The sequence below is a fragment of the Pseudomonas argentinensis genome, assembly GCF_001839655.2.
Taxonomy (GTDB): Bacteria; Pseudomonadota; Gammaproteobacteria; order Pseudomonadales; family Pseudomonadaceae; genus Aquipseudomonas; species Aquipseudomonas argentinensis_B.
Genome location: NZ_CP056087.1, coordinates 5,049,224 through 5,063,625, shown reverse-complemented (window position 1 = coordinate 5,063,625; position 14,402 = coordinate 5,049,224). Strand labels below are relative to the sequence as shown.

General features: G+C 66.4%; 14 protein-coding genes. 10 read left to right on the top strand and 4 right to left on the bottom strand.

The annotated features are described in order from the left end of the window. Positions 1-329: 329 nt before the first annotated feature. Together SA190iCDA_RS23055 and SA190iCDA_RS23050 are read left to right on the top strand one after the other, a co-directional pair. Positions 330-1,772 carry a TldD/PmbA family protein gene (locus SA190iCDA_RS23055; RefSeq protein WP_070886090.1) on the top strand — a complete coding sequence of 481 codons (1,443 nt, stop codon included), beginning with the start codon at positions 330-332 and terminating at the stop codon, positions 1,770-1,772. After that, complete coding sequence (locus tag SA190iCDA_RS23050) at positions 1,772-3,091, top strand: TldD/PmbA family protein (RefSeq protein ID WP_070886091.1); 1,320 nt, start codon at positions 1,772-1,774, stop codon at positions 3,089-3,091. Before SA190iCDA_RS23055 ends, SA190iCDA_RS23050 begins: the two co-directional genes overlap by 1 nt. 75 nt (positions 3,092-3,166) lie before the next feature. Here the strand turns inward: SA190iCDA_RS23050 and SA190iCDA_RS23045 are convergent, their stop codons facing one another. Both SA190iCDA_RS23045 and SA190iCDA_RS23040 read right to left on the bottom strand, forming a co-directional pair. Next, positions 3,167-3,463: a type II toxin-antitoxin system RelE/ParE family toxin gene (locus tag SA190iCDA_RS23045; RefSeq protein WP_070886092.1), complete on the bottom strand. Its 297-nt coding sequence runs from the start codon at positions 3,461-3,463 to the stop codon at positions 3,167-3,169. Further along, a complete protein-coding gene (locus SA190iCDA_RS23040) occupies positions 3,451-3,708 on the bottom strand; it encodes a type II toxin-antitoxin system Phd/YefM family antitoxin (RefSeq protein WP_070886093.1) in 258 nt (85 codons plus the stop codon). Before SA190iCDA_RS23040 ends, SA190iCDA_RS23045 begins: the two co-directional genes overlap by 13 nt. Before the next feature lie 249 nt (positions 3,709-3,957). On the opposite strand from SA190iCDA_RS23040, the gene SA190iCDA_RS23035 reads away from it, so the two are divergent. The 6 genes from SA190iCDA_RS23035 to SA190iCDA_RS23010 are packed head-to-tail and all read left to right on the top strand — an operon-like array spanning position 3,958 to position 9,499. Continuing rightward, positions 3,958-4,977, top strand: coding sequence for a substrate-binding domain-containing protein (locus tag SA190iCDA_RS23035; RefSeq protein ID WP_070886094.1), 1,020 nt, complete (start codon positions 3,958-3,960; stop codon positions 4,975-4,977). Next, positions 4,961-5,965: an ABC transporter substrate-binding protein gene (locus SA190iCDA_RS23030; RefSeq protein WP_070886095.1), complete on the top strand. Its 1,005-nt coding sequence runs from the start codon at positions 4,961-4,963 to the stop codon at positions 5,963-5,965. Before SA190iCDA_RS23035 ends, SA190iCDA_RS23030 begins: the two co-directional genes overlap by 17 nt. A gap of 13 nt (positions 5,966-5,978) precedes the next feature. After that, positions 5,979-6,836: an ABC transporter permease gene (locus tag SA190iCDA_RS23025; protein ID WP_419203967.1), complete on the top strand. Its 858-nt coding sequence runs from the start codon at positions 5,979-5,981 to the stop codon at positions 6,834-6,836. Continuing rightward, entirely contained in the window at positions 6,833-7,627 is a 795-nt protein-coding gene (locus tag SA190iCDA_RS23020) for an ABC transporter permease (RefSeq protein ID WP_070886096.1), read from the top strand. The genes SA190iCDA_RS23025 and SA190iCDA_RS23020 overlap by 4 nt, the downstream gene beginning before the upstream one ends. Then, positions 7,624-8,655, top strand: a complete 1,032-nt coding sequence (locus SA190iCDA_RS23015) for an ABC transporter ATP-binding protein (protein ID WP_070886097.1) — start codon at positions 7,624-7,626, stop codon at positions 8,653-8,655. Before SA190iCDA_RS23020 ends, SA190iCDA_RS23015 begins: the two co-directional genes overlap by 4 nt. Beyond that, a complete protein-coding gene (locus tag SA190iCDA_RS23010) occupies positions 8,648-9,499 on the top strand; it encodes a phosphodiesterase (protein WP_070886098.1) in 852 nt (283 codons plus the stop codon). The genes SA190iCDA_RS23015 and SA190iCDA_RS23010 overlap by 8 nt, the downstream gene beginning before the upstream one ends. A gap of 98 nt (positions 9,500-9,597) precedes the next feature. Here SA190iCDA_RS23010 and SA190iCDA_RS23005 read toward each other — a convergent pair whose 3' ends face one another. Beyond that, positions 9,598-10,719 carry a methyltransferase gene (locus SA190iCDA_RS23005; RefSeq protein ID WP_070886204.1) on the bottom strand — a complete coding sequence of 374 codons (1,122 nt, stop codon included), beginning with the start codon at positions 10,717-10,719 and terminating at the stop codon, positions 9,598-9,600. A gap of 302 nt (positions 10,720-11,021) precedes the next feature. Between SA190iCDA_RS23005 and SA190iCDA_RS23000 the strand changes: the two genes are divergently transcribed. Next, complete coding sequence (locus tag SA190iCDA_RS23000; RefSeq protein ID WP_070886099.1) at positions 11,022-12,011, top strand: TRAP transporter substrate-binding protein; 990 nt, start codon at positions 11,022-11,024, stop codon at positions 12,009-12,011. A 313-nt stretch (positions 12,012-12,324) separates the two neighbouring features. Here the strand turns inward: SA190iCDA_RS23000 and SA190iCDA_RS22995 are convergent, their stop codons facing one another. Next, complete coding sequence (locus tag SA190iCDA_RS22995; protein WP_070886205.1) at positions 12,325-13,245, bottom strand: LysR family transcriptional regulator; 921 nt, start codon at positions 13,243-13,245, stop codon at positions 12,325-12,327. Positions 13,246-13,358: 113 nt separating this feature from the next. On the opposite strand from SA190iCDA_RS22995, the gene araD1 reads away from it, so the two are divergent. Then, positions 13,359-14,354, top strand: a complete 996-nt coding sequence (gene araD1 / locus SA190iCDA_RS22990; protein ID WP_070886100.1) for an AraD1 family protein — start codon at positions 13,359-13,361, stop codon at positions 14,352-14,354. Positions 14,355-14,402: the final 48 nt, after the last annotated feature.

Here is a 14,402-nt window from a genome sequence, read left to right as displayed (position 1 = left end):
TGTTCTGGTCAGGTGCTTTGAATGCGGTGGGCAAGCTTCGCGTTATCGACCCTGGTATCTACGGGCTACGGGAATCAGCTATATAGGGCGTACCGGGCGGCGCTGCGTTCGCGAAGCAGTACGCCTCGGAATGCGGCGCGCGGGTTGTGGTGCGAACCGGGCATGAGCCGGCGTTCCGGTCCGCCCTACGGGCTTGAATACGGAGTCGGCTCCGACACTACGCCGGCAAATAGCTGTCCGTCTTCGGTGTGATCGCCGCCTCCCTGGTTGCCTCATCCTGCCAATCATTCCCATACTGCCTTCCTATGCCGCCTACCAAGGGAACCCCCATGTTCGCCTTCAGCGAAACCCTGCAACGCCGCTTCGCCGCCCTGCATTGCACCGCCGATTTCTGGTCGCTGCGCCATGTGCGGGAAACCACCGAGCGCTATGGGGTGCGCCGCAATGTGGCGCGGGCACCGTCGTTTTCGGACGATGCGGGCGCGATGCTCAGTGTGCGGGTGGCCGGTGTGGAGGCTTATGCGGCGACCAGCGATCTCAGTCAGGCCGGGTTGCAGGCGGCGCTCGACAAGGCCGAGGCACTGGCGCGGCAGCTGGCAGGGCGCAATCTGCTCGATCTGCATGAGCTGCCGGTGCCCCATGAGCAGGCCGATGATGTGATGCCCGGCTACGCGCGCAGCCTGGCCAGCCCGGCGCACTGGTACGAGCTGCTGGCGGCGGAGTCGGCACGGGTGCCGCGGGATGAGCGGCTGGTGGATTGGTACGCCGGGCTGAGTTTTACCGCCACCGAGCAGATCTACCTGAACAGCGTCGGCGCCCGCTTGCGCCGCGCTCAGCACTACGTATTCCCACAGCTGGGCGTTACCGCCAGCGATGGTGCCGACAGCCAGAGCCGCAGCTTTGGCGGCACCCACCTGGCGCGCCAGGGCGGTGCCGAGGTGATCGATGAGCTGGGGCTGGTGGGCACTGCCAGTCGTATCGCCGACGAAGCGCTGCAACTGCTGCTGGCGCCCAATACGCCGAGCGGTCATCGCGACCTGCTGCTGATGCCGGACCAGATGATCCTGCAGATCCACGAATCCATCGGCCATCCGCTGGAGCTGGATCGCATCCTCGGTGACGAGCGCAATTTCGCCGGCACCAGCTTTATCCGCCAGGAAGATTTCGGCCGTTATCAGTACGGCTCGTCGCTGCTCAACGTGACCTTCGACCCGACGGTGGCGGGCGAGCTGGCCAGCTACCGGCATGACGACGACGGTACCCCGGCGCAGCGCGAATACCTGATCCGCGAGGGCATCCTGCAGCGGCCGCTCGGCGGCACGCTGTCGCAGTGGCGCAGCGGGCTGGAGGGCGTGGCCAACAGCCGTGCCTGCAGCTGGAACCGGCCGACCCTGGACCGCATGGCCAACCTCAACGTCGAGCCCGGCACCCAGCGCCTGGAGCAGCTGATCGGCGGCATCGAGCGCGGCATTCTGATGAGCAACAACCGCTCCTGGTCGATCGATGACGCGCGCAACAAATTCCAGTTCGGCTGCGAGTGGGGCCGGCTGATCGACAATGGCGAGCTCAAGGGCGTGGTGAAGAACCCCAACTACCGCGGCATCTCCGCGCAGTTCTGGCGCAACCTCAAGGCGGTCGGCGATGCCAGTACCTTCGAGGTGCTGGGCACGCCCTATTGCGGCAAGGGCGAGCCGAACCAGGTGGTCCGCGTCGGGCACGCCACGCCGGCGTGCGTGTTCGCCGATGTCGATGTATTTGGAGGGGCGGCCTGATGAACGCACGTCAACATTTCGAGGCGCTGCTCGCGCACCTGAACAGCCAGTTGCAGGCCGGCGAAGGCTTTACCCTGGAGTACCAGGCCGAGGCCTCGGACTTTATCCGCTTCAACCATGCTCGTGTGCGTCAGGCCGGCCAGGTGCAGCAGGTGTACGCCACCCTGGCGCTGTACCAGGGTGAGCGGCATGGCGACTTCGAGCTGGCCCTGAGTGGGGTGATCGATGACGACCTGGCGCGCCTCGACCAGGCGTTGCAGCGCCTGCGTGGGGTATTGCCGACGCTCGCCGACGACCCGTACCTGCGCCTGAATCGCGAGGCGTGGCGCAGCGAGACGGCTACGGGTGAGGCGGTTCAGCATAGCGAGGCGGCCATCGCCCAGATCAATGAAGCGGCCGCCGGGCTGGACCTAGTCGGCTTCTACGCCGCCGGGCCGCAGTACCAGGGCTTCGCCAGTTCCTGGGGCGCCTTCGGCTGGCACGGGGCGAGCAGCTTCAACTTCGAGTTCAGCCTGTTCCACGAAAACGGTCAGGCGGTGAAAAGCAGCTACGCCGGCGAGCACTGGGATGCCCAGGCCTTCGCCCGCAAGCTGGCCTTCGCCCGCGAGCAGCTGGAACACCTGGGCAAGCCCGCTCATGAGCTGAAGCCAGGGGCGTACCGCGCCTACCTGACGCCCGCGGCGCTGGAGGAGTTGTTCGGGTTGTTCGCCTGGGGCTTTTCCGCCGAAGCGCTGGCCACCGGTGGCAGCCCACTGCAGCGGCTGTTCGCCGGCAGCGCCAGCCTGAGCGACAAGGTGACGCTGGACGAGCGCATCGAAGGCGGACTGGCGCCGGCCTTTACCCGCGAAGGGCCACGCCAGCCGCTGCGCCTGGTCAGTCAGGGCAAACCGGGCGAGCGCCTGGTCAGCTCGCGCAGCGCCGCCGAACACGGTCTGATCGCCAATGGCGCGGGCAATGGCGAGTATCCGTTCTCGTTGCACCTGCACGGCGGCGAGCTGGAGGAGGGCGACATCCTGCAGCGCCTCGGCACCGGGCTGTATATCGGCAACCTGTGGTACAGCAACTTCTCCGACCTGCCGGCCGGGCGCCTGACCGGCATGACCCGCTTCGCCACCTTCTGGGTCGAGGACGGCCGCATCCAGGCGCCAGTGAACACCATGCGCTTCGACGACTCGCTGTTCGACTTCCTCGGCGCGAACCTGGAAGCCCTGACCCGTAAACCGGAGCTGCTGCTGCCCAGCGGCACCTACGGCGCCCGGCAGACCGGCTCGATGGCGCTGCCCGGCGCGTTGCTGTCGCGGTTTACCCTGACGCTTTAAGGGGCGCATCCCAGGGTATCGCCAGCCGCATGCTGAACAACACTCATCCAGCATTTGCCGTATCCACAATGAGGCTCACTCGAGCATATGAGCGCGCAGCACACGCTCTTCTCGCATGATGTGGATGATGAAAACCTTTCCCTCTGCCGGGCGGTAGAAGACTCGGCAGGGCGGGACGACGACTTCGCGGTACACCGAGTTTGGCAGCTCATCCGGGACGCGGCCCGACAGAGGGAACTCCGCCAAACGCCCGACCGCTTCAACCACCTTGCTGACCAACGCGCGAGCGGCATCGGGTTTGTCGAGTGCGATGTAGTGCGCCAGCTCGTCGAGTTGCTCGAGGGCCGGATCGGTCCAGACTATTTCAGCCATTTGCCCAGCCGTTCCTTGGCCTGTTCATGGCTGACAACATTGCCTTCGACCACGGCCCGTTCCCCTTGGGCCAGGGCATCCAGCAGTGCAAGGCGCTTCTGCATGAACTGGTAGTCATCGACATCCACCAGATAAGCCGATGGCATACCGTGCTCGGTGATCAGCACGGGCTCCTTGGATTCGTGAAGATCGGCAAGGATCTTGGTGGCCTGTCGCTTGAGGTTGGTGACCAGCTCGACTTTCATGGCGGGGCTCGGTGCAAGAATGAAAGTGCCACTTTAGTGATACTTGCCTCTTCGGGCAATGATTGGTCCATGGGGAGTGCTTGGTTGGACTGGCGGACTGTTCGCTTCGTTACGAGCGGCCGGCGTCCCGGTCCGCACCTACGCAATCAGAAGGCGCTTTGACACGGAACCGTCATCCCCGTGTAGCGCCACTGCCATCTGCGCTCGCTAAGTTGCTCGCCAATGAGATCGATCTCAAGGCGAGCGAGCATGACGGATCTGAAAGAGGTGGCCCTGAGGGCAGGCGTTTCCCGGGCCACCGCCGCGCGGGCTTTTGCCTCGCCGGACATGGTGCGCCCCCACACCCGTGAGCAGGTGTTCGCCGCGGCGCGCCAGCTGGGCTTTCGCCCCAATCGCCTGGGCCGACAGCTGCGTTTGCAGACCACCCAGCTGATTGGCGTGGTGGTGCCCAACCTGCTCAACCCGGTGTTCGCCGAACAGTTCCAGGCCATGGAGCAGGCGGCGCGTGGGCGGGGCTACAACCTGCTGCTGGCTACCACCGACTACCAGACCGAGCGCGAAAGCGAGGTGGTCGAGGAGCTGCTGCGCCAGCGTGTCGACGGCCTGGTGCTGACGGTGACCGATGCCCGCAGCAACCGCGTGCTGCAAAGCCTGGCTCAGGAAGACACGCCCTTCGTGCTGGCCTACCACCAGCCCGAAAACCGCGAATACAGCGCCGTATCGGTGGACAACCACGCCGGTATGGCGCTGGCCACCCGGCATCTGCTGGCGGCCGGCCACCGGCGCATCGGCATGGTCGCCGGCTCGGCGTTGCAGTCCGACCGTGCCCGGCTGCGTTATGCCGGCTATCGGCAGGCCATGCACGCGGCTGGGCTACAGGCCTTGCCGCTGATCGAAATGCCTGCCCACACCCAGGCCGACTTTGTCGCCATCGAACCCTGGCTGCAGGGGCCCCAGGCGCCCAGCGCGCTGGTGTGCTCCAACGACCTGCTGGCCATCAGCCTGATCAACGTGCTGCGCCGCAACGGCTGGAGCGTGCCGCGCCAGCTGTCGGTGATGGGTTTCGACGGCATCGCCCTCGGCACCCAGGTGCACCCGACGCTGTGCAGCGTGGTGCAGCCCATCGCCGACCTGGCGCACACCCTGATCGACCAGCTGCTGGCGCAGATCGCCGGCGCCACCCCCGCTTCCCACTGCCTGCCGTGCCATATCCGGCCAGGTGAAAGTATCCGCCCCCTCGAGGAGACGCCCGATGACCCGCTTCCGTAAAACCCTTGCAGCCCTGCTGCTGTGCGGTACCGCCAGCCTGAGCCAGGCCGCCGAGACGGCGATCTGCTACAACTGCCCGCCGGAGTGGGCGGACTGGGGCGCGCAGCTCGCCGCGATTGCCGAGAACACCGGCGTGAAGGTGCCGCTGGACAACAAGAACTCCGGCCAGGCCCTGGCACAGCTAGTGGCCGAGCGCGCGGCGCCGATGGCCGACGTGGTGTATTACGGGGTGACCTTCGGCCTGCAGGCGCAGAACGCCGGGGTGGTCGGCAGCTACAAGCCAAAGGGCTGGGACGACATTCCGGCCGGGCTGAAAGACCCTGAAGGGCACTGGTTCGCCATCCATTCCGGCACCCTGGGCATCATGGTCAACGTCGATGCGCTCGGCGGCCTGCCGGTGCCGCAAAGCTGGGCCGACCTGCTCAAGCCCGAGTACAAGGGCATGGTCGGTTATCTCGACCCGTCCAGCGCCTTCGTCGGCTACGTGTCGGCGGTAGCGATCAACCGCGCCATGGGCGGCGACCTCGACGACTTCACCCCGGCCATCGACTACTTCAAGAAGCTGGCCGGCAATTCGCCGGTCGTGCCCAAGCAGACCGCCTATGCGCGGGTGCTGTCCGGTGAGCTGCCGATCCTCGTCGACTACGACTTCAACGCCTACCGCGCGCGCTACAAGGACCAGGCCAATGTGGCCTTCGTGATTCCGAGCGAAGGCAGCATCAGCGTGCCCTACGTGATGAGCGTGGTGGACAACGCGCCGCACCGCGCCAACGCCGAGAAGGTGCTGGACTTCGTGCTCTCCGACCAGGGCCAGGCGCTGTGGGCCAATGCCTACCTGCGGCCGGTGCGCCCGGTGCAGATGCCCGCCGAGGTGGCGGCGCGCTTCCTGCCGGAAAGTGACTACGCCCGCGCCGGCGTGGTCGATTACCAGAAGATGGCTGCGGTGCAGGAAGCCTTCGCCGCGCGTTACCTGAAAGAGGTGCGCTGAGGTGAGCAGCGCCCTGAGCAACCGCGCTGCCGTAAAGGCCGATAGCAGGCCGCTGTGGCGCTGGCGGCCGGGGGCTGCCGTGGCGCTGGTGCCGGCTGCTGCCGTGTTGCTGGCCTTCTGGATACTGCCGCTGGCCCATCTGGTGCTGCTTGGCGGCGAAAGTCGCGGCGGGGCGGGCAGTGGCTACTGGCAGGTGCTGAGCAGCGGCCAATATCTGAGCAGCCTGGCGCAGACCAGCGTGCTGGCCGCCACGGTGACCCTGGCGGCACTGCTGGTGGGCAGCATCAGCGGGGTGTTTCTCGCCCGCCAGCGCTTCTTCGGCCGTTCGGCGCTGGTCGCCCTGCTGACCTTTCCCCTGGCATTTCCCGGCGTGGTAGTGGGTTTTCTGGTGATTCTGCTGGCCGGCCGCCAGGGCGTGTTCGCGGCGCTGGGCCTGGGGCTGGTGGGCGAGCGCTGGGTGTTCGCCTATTCCCTGGCCGGGCTGTTTCTCGGCTACCTGTACTTCTCCATACCGCGGGTGATCCTCACCGTGATGGCCGCCAGTGAAAGCCTCGACGCCAGCCTGGAGGAAGCCGCCCGCTCGCTGGGCGCGGGCCACTGGCGGGTCACCTGGGACGTGATCGTGCCAGGGCTGATGCCGGCGCTGGTGTCCTGCGGCGCGATCTGCTTCGCAACCTCGATGGGCGCGTTCGGTACCGCCTTCACCCTGGGCACCCAGCTCAACGTCACGCCCGTGGCGATCTACAACGTGTTCACCAACTACGCCAACTTCAGCGTGGCCGCCGCGCTGTCGGTGCTCCTCGGTGCGCTGACCTGGGCGGTGCTGCTGGTGGTCAGGAAGTGGGTGCGCAACGCCGGAGGGCTGCTATGAAACGCTCGACGCTGTTTGCCGCGCAGTTGATCTTCACCTGCCTGGTCTGCGCCTTCATGCTGGTGCCGGTGCTGCTGTCGCTGCTCGCCGGGCTGACCCGCAATTACTTCCAGGGGCTGTCCAGCGGCCTGACCCTCGACTGGCTCGCGCAGGTCTGGCAGGCCTATTCACCGACGGTGTGGCTGTCGCTGCAACTGGCGCTGGCCTGCGCCCTTTGCGTGTGCGTGATCGGCGTGCCGGCGGCTTACGCCCTGGTGCGCATGAACAACCGCTTCAGCCGCGCCTTCGAGGAACTGATGGTGCTGCCGGTGGCGATGCCCGGCCTGGCCAGTGCGCTGGCGTTGCTGCTCACCTACGGTCATCTCGGCGGCTTTCGTGGCAGCTGGCTGTTCATTCTGGTCGGCCACGTGCTGTTCACCCTGCCGTTTCTGGTGCGCCCGGTAATGGCGGTGATGCAGCGCCAGAACCTGCCGACCCTGGAAGATGCCGCCGCCAGTCTCGGCGCCGGCCCGTTGCGGCGCTTCTTTACCGTGGTGGTGCCCAACTGCCGTGCGGGCATCCTCGCCGGGGTGCTGATGGTCGTCACCCTGTCACTGGGCGAATTCAACCTGACCTGGATGCTCCACACGCCGATGACCAAGACCCTGCCGGTGGGGCTGGCCGACAGCTACGCCTCGGCGCGGCTGGAAGTCGCCAGCGCCTACACCCTGCTGTTCCTGCTGATGATCGTGCCGCTGCTGATCGCCCTGCAGGCTATCAGCGCCCGCCTGTCCCGTGGAGACCAACGATGACCGCTACCTCCATTCGCCTGCACAACTGCCGCAAGGCGTTCGCCGACGGCACCGTCGCCGTGGACGACCTGAGCCTGGAGATCCACGCCGGCGAGACCCTGGCCATCCTCGGCCCGTCCGGCTGCGGCAAGACCACCACGCTGCGCCTGATCGCCGGGCTCGAGCGTCCGGATGCCGGGCAGGTGCTGTTCGCCGGGCGTGATGTCACGCCGTTGCCCATCGAGCGCCGCGACGTGGGTATGGTGTTCCAGAACTACGCGCTGTTTCCCAATCTCAACGTGGCCGACAACATCGGTTATGGCCTGAAGGTGCGCAAGGTGCCCCGCGCCGACCGGGAACAGCGCTGCGCCGAACTGCTCGAACTGGTCGGCCTGCAGGGCTATGGCCATCGTGCGATCCACGAGCTGTCCGGTGGCCAGCGCCAGCGCGTTGCCCTGGCCCGCGCGGTGGCGCCACGCCCGCGGGTACTGCTGCTCGATGAACCGCTGGCGGCCCTCGATGCCCAGTTGCGCGAGCGCCTGCGCAGCGAGCTGGGCCAGTTGCTGCGCGAGCTGGCCATCACCGCGGTGTTCGTCACCCACGACCAGGGCGAAGCCATGGCCCTGGGCGACCGCATTCTGGTCATGGAGCGCGGGCGCATCGCGCAGCTGGCCACGCCGCGGGCGCTCTATCAGCAGCCGGCCAATGCCTTCGTGGCGAATTTCATCGGCACCCTGAATGCCTTCGCGGTACTCGGCCGCACGGCCAACGGCGTGCAGGTCAACGGCGGCGAGTTGCCGTGGAGCGCCAGCGAGCTGCCAACCACTCTGTATTGCCGGCCCGAGCACCTGCAGGTGACCAGTGCCCCCGGCCATGTGCGCGGGCGGCTGCTCGGGCAATTCTTCCAGGGCGCGCAGAGCCGCCTGCTGGTGGACGTGGGCGGCGCGCAGCCGCTGGCGGTGGACAGCAGCGACGACCGTCTGCATGCCCCCGGCGATTTGATCAACCTGGCCGTCGAGCCCCAACGAGTGTTCAGCCTCAATGCCTGATGTCATCCCCAGCATTCCGACCTTCCTCATTGCGCAGATCAGCGACCTGCACCTCAAGGCCGGCGGCAAGCCGAGTTACGGGGTGGTCGATACCCTGGCGGCGCTGCGCCGCGCGGTCGACCAGCTCAACGCCAGCCAGCCACGCCCGGACATCGTGGTCATCAGCGGTGACCTGGTGGACTTCGGCCACCCCGACGAATACGCCGTGCTGCGCCCGGAGCTGCAACGCCTGGCCATGCCCTGTTACCTGGTGCCGGGCAATCATGATGATCGCGCCCACCTGCTGGCCGCCTTTGCCGATCACGCCTACCTGCCGCAGTCGCCTGAGGCGCCGCTGGACTGGGTCGTCGATAGCCATCCCGTGCGCCTGATCGGCCTGGACACGACGATTCCCGGCAGCCATGGCGGGCAACTGCAGGACAGCCAGCTGCGCTGGCTGGACGCCCAGCTGGCGCTGCGCCCGCAGGTGCCGACGGTGCTGATCCTGCACCACCCGCCATTCATCAGCGGTATCGGCCATATGGACCGCGAGCCGTTTGGCAACGCGGCGGCGCTGGAGTGGTTGATCGGCGGTCATCCGCAGGTGGAGCGGCTGCTCTGCGGGCACCTGCATCGCCCGATCCAGCGGCGTTTTGCCGGCAGCCTGAGTTGCGTGTGCCCCGGAGTTTCCCACCAGATCGTGCTGGACCTGCAGCCCAGCGCGCCGGCCCACTTCAACCTGGAGCCACCTGGCTACCTGCTGCACCACTGGCACGCCGAGCATGGCCTGGTTACCCACACCGGCGTATTTGGTGAATACCCGGGGCCCTATCCGTTCTATGACGGCAATGGCCTGATCGACTGAGAGAAAGATCCCTGGGTATCGCCGCGCTCAACCGCAGGCTGCGAGTGACTTTGCTAGCACAGCGATACCCGGGGCAGCAGGCGCCGCGATACTGATGCCTACTTCGTCGCCTTGAGCACCACGAACTTCGGCGTGGCCGCCACCTGCTCGACGCCACGGAACAACCGCGCCAGCTTGGCGTGGTAGCCCAGGTGGCGGTTGCCGACGATCCACAGCTCGCCACCGGTGACCAGCGCGCTGCGTGCCTGCTGGAACATGCGCCAGGCGAGGAAGTCGCCGACCACCTGCTGCTGGTGGAAGGGCGGGTTGCACAGCACCAGATCCAGCGAGTCTTCGGGCTGCTCGGCCAGGCCGTCACCGGCGCGGATGGTCACCGGGCGTTCGCCCAGCGCCGCCTGCCAGTTCTCGGCGGCGGATTGCACCGCCATATAGGACTCGTCCACCAGGGTCAGTTCCGCCTGGGGGCTGCCGAGGGCATAGACGATGCCCAGCACGCCGTTGCCGCAGCCCAGGTCGGCCACCCGGCGATTGTCCAGATGGCGTGGCAGGTGCGGCAGGAAGGCGCGGGTGCCGATATCCAGGCCTTCGCGGCAGAACAGGTTGGCGTGGTTGCTGAGTTCCAGCGCCGGTTTGTCGAGGCGGTAGCGGGTCGGGTAGGGCGACTTGGCCGCCGGCTTGGCCTCAGGTGTGGCATGCAGCAGGCGGGCCTTCTTCACCGCCAGCGAGGCCTGCACCGGGCCGATGTACTTCTCCAGCAGGTCGCCAGCGGCGCGCGGCAGGTGCTTGATCATCGCCCCGGCGATCACCTGGGCGTCTGGCGCCAGCTGAGCGTGCAGACGGATCAGTTGTTCTTCCAGCAGCGCCAGGGTTTTTGGCACACGGATCAGCACCATATCGAACGGGCCGCTTACCGGCTCGCTGGCTGGCACGAAGGTCACCGCGTCCTCGGCCAAACCGTTACGCGCCAGGTTGAGGCGCAGCGCCAGGTGGCCGAGGTGCGAGTCGTTGCTGCTGGTCACCCGGGCACGACCGGCCAGGGCACAGGCCAGGGCGCCGAAGCTGTCGTTGAGCAGCAGCACGTGCCCGGTACTCGGCAGCGTTTGCACCTGCTCCAGCAGGTAGGCATCGGCGGCGTCGAAGGCCTGCAGCGGCATGCCGGGTTGCTCGGGCTGGCGCTGCAGGTCGAGGGTGGCGAACGGGGTGACGAAGGACGACGACATGCTGATCTCGTGGTGGGCGTGGCGGGGCGCATTCTGCCACGGCACGGGCATTGAATCTTCAAGCTGTGCAGCAGTTGGCGTTATTGCGCTTGTTCTGCGGCGGAGGATGGACAAGAATCGCGCCCCTGCCAGACCGGGCGCCTTTTCAGCGCGCCCTCTGCGCAGCCCTCCAATAATAGTCGGACACCCGCGCTCCGCGCCGGGCCTAGCCGACAGCGACCTCATCGCAGGTCATTCGAAACCCATTTCCCTCAGGTGCTGCCTCGCGCATGCGCCGCTGTCTGCTATTGCCGAGGTGTTGCATGTTCAAGTCCGTTGTCACCACTGCCCTGTCCGCCCTGCTGCTGATCTGCACGCCAGCGTTCGCCGCCGAGCCCATCGTCATCAAGTTCTCCCACGTGGTCGCCGAAGACACCCCGAAGGGCCGTGGCGCACAGCTGTTCAAGGAACTGGTGGAGCAGCGCCTGGGCGACAAGGTAAAGGTCGAGGTGTACCCGAACTCCACGCTGTTCGGTGATGCGGACGAGCTGCAGGCGCTGCGTGACGGCAAGGTGCAGCTGCTGGCGCCGTCGCTGTCCAAGTTCGATGCCTACACCAAGCAACTGCAGGTGTTCGACCTGCCGTTCCTGTTCGACGACCTGGAGGCGGTGAAGCGTTTTCAGAAGCGCGAGAAGAGCCGCGAGCTGCTGCGCTCAATGGCGGGCCACGACATCTACGGCCTGGCCTACTGGAACAACGGCATGAAGCAGCTTTCCGCCACCCGCGCGCTGAAGACGCCGGCCGATGCCAAGGGCCTGAATTTCCGTATCCAGCCGTCGCCGGTACTGGAGGCGCAGTTCGCCGAACTGGGCGCCACCGCCAGCAAGATGGCCTTCAGCGAAACCCTGGCGGCGCTGCAGAAGGGCACCGTGCAGGGCGCGGAAAACCCCTGGTCGAACCTGGCCAGCCAGAAGCTCGACAGCGTGCAGCCGTTCATCACCGAAACCAACCACGGCTCACTCAACTACATGCTGATCAGCAATTCCAAATTCTGGATCAGCATTCCCTACCAGGTGCGCACCCAACTGGAAGCGATCATCGAAGAAGTCAGCTTCAAGGTGAACCAGGACGCCGAGGAGCTCAACCGCAAGAGCCGCGAGCAACTGGTCGCCGCCGGCCGCGCGCAGATCATCACCCTGACGCCCGAGCAGCGCGAAGCCTGGCGCGAGGCGATGCGCCCGGTATGGCAGCGTTTCGAAGCCGAAATCGGCACCGACGTACTGCGCGCGGCGCAAACGGTCAATCGCCGCTGATTGAGTCGGGCTGCCGCCGAAGCCCTTGGGGGAAAGGACCCTTAGGGCCTTTTCACGATCTTTATGTGCATGAAGCGGCAGCTACAAAATGAAAGCGGACATTGAGCTTCAAGCCGCAATCCTCAAGCTGCAAGAACAAGCTAGAGCACTGCGGACTGCTTTTAACTTGTAGCTTGGGGCTTGCAGCTTGCGGCTGCTTCCGCCACTTAGCTGCCAAAATCGACGAACCTGGGCTGAAAGATCACGAATAGGTTGCTAGGATGGAGGAGCCCCATCGCCCCCCAAATGGGTTCAACTGTTCGGCCCGACCATCCTACGAAGCCCGCAGCTCCTCCAGCAGCAAACGCGCCGGCGATGACAGCGGCGAGCCACGGCGGCTGATCACCCCGTAAGGCTCGCTGCGCAGCACCTGGGCCACATCCAGGCAGGCCAGCTGGCCCGAGCGCGCCGCCGACTGGGCGGTTTCCCGCGGCATCAATGCCACCAGGTTCGGGTCATCCTCCAGCAGCATGAGGGTGGCAAAGGTCGAGGCGGTTTCCAGCGGATAGCGTGGGAACTCCAGCTCGGCGTCGCTGAATGCCCGCTCCAGCACCAGGCGCATCGGCATGTTCGCCGGGAACACCACCCAGCTGTAGGCCGCCAGTTGCGCCAGGCTCAGGCCTGGGGTGGTGGCCAGCGGATGGGCCGGATTGGCCACCACTTTCAGCTGCTCGTCATGCAGGCTCAGGCAGTCGTAGTCGTCCGGCCGGCGGCTTACGCTGGTGCGGCAGATCGCCAGATCCAGGCGGCCCTGGTCGATCAGGCTGAGCAGCCGCGCGCTGGTGTCCTCGACGATTTCCACCGACAGCTCCGACTGCCGCGCCCGCAACCGCGACAGGGCGCGGGTCAGGTGCGGCACCGCACCCATGATCACCCCGACCACCAGGCGCCCGCCCTGGCCCTGCAGGATGCCGAGCATCTCCTCGCGCAGGTGCGCCAGGTCGCTGTGGATCAGCCGCGCGTAGCGGATCGCGCAACGCCCCAGATCATTGGCCTCCAGCCCCTGACTGGTGCGGGTGAACAGCCGCGTGCCGAACGCCGATTCGATTTCGTTGAGCGCCTTGGTCGCCCCCGGCTGGCTGATCGCTACGGCGTCGGCGGCCTTGTGCAGCGACCCCTGCTCGTCGAGGGCGATCAGCAGGCGCAGCTGTTTCAGGCGCAGTCGGGATACCAGAGCAGGGAGAGATGCGAGCATGGTGATAACCAACGGTTATTGCTTGATCAGAGCCTGTCATTAGGCAGGCTGGCGCGCAGTTCGTAAAGTCTGCCCTGTACCCGTTCGGGCAAGACTGACAAGAGAGACAAGCCATGCGACTGATCCAGTTCGAATCCACCCGCGGCCAGCCTCAGGTTGGCGTTGTCGACGGCGATGCCGTGCGTAGCGTGCGCGGCGTGGCCAGCACCCGCGAGTTGGCCCTGGCGGCGATCCGCGCCGGGCGCAGCCTGCAGGCCGAGGTCGAGAGCCGTGGCAGCGACGCCGGCCCGGCCTATGCCGAACTGCAGCAGGGGGGGCGCATTCTGCCGCCGCTGGATCATCAAGACCCGGCCCACTGCCTGATCAGCGGCACCGGCCTCACCCACCTGGGCAGCGCCTCGACCCGTGACAAGATGCACCAGCACAAGGGCCAGGACGACGCCACCCTGACCGACACCATGCGCATCTTCCGCTGGGGCCTGGAGGGTGGCAAACCGGGCGCCGGCCAGGTTGGCGCGCAGCCGGAGTGGTTCTACAAGGGCGATGGCAGCATCGTCGTGCGCCCTGGCGCCGAGCTGCCATTGCCGGCATTCGCCGAAGATGGCGGTGAAGAGCCGGAACTGGTCGGCCTCTACGTGATCGGTGACGACGGCAAACCCTATCGCCTCGGTTACGCCCTGGGCAACGAATTCTCCGACCACGTGCTGGAACGCCGCAATTACCTGTACCTGGCCCATTCTAAACTGCGTTTCTGCGCCTACGGGCCGGAGCTGCGCGTTGGTGCGCTGCCTGCATACCTGGCCGGCACCAGCCGTATTCATCGCGGCGGCGAGGTGATCTGGGAGAAGGAATTCCTCAGCGGCGAGGAGAACATGTGCCACAGCCTGGAGAACCTGGAATTCCACCACTTCAAGTACCAGCAGTTCCTGCGCCCGGGCGATGTGCACGTGCATTACTTCGGCACGGCTACGCTGTCCTATGCCGACGGTATCCGGGCGCAGCCCGGCGATACCTTCGAGATCGAAATGAGCGAGTTCGGTGCGCCCCTGCGCAACGGCCTGGTGGCGGCCGATGAGCCGCTGCAACCGGGCAGCGTCACCGCCCTTTGAAGCATCCATCGTTATCCATGCCAGGGCCAGGTTCGGCCCCGGCTTGGT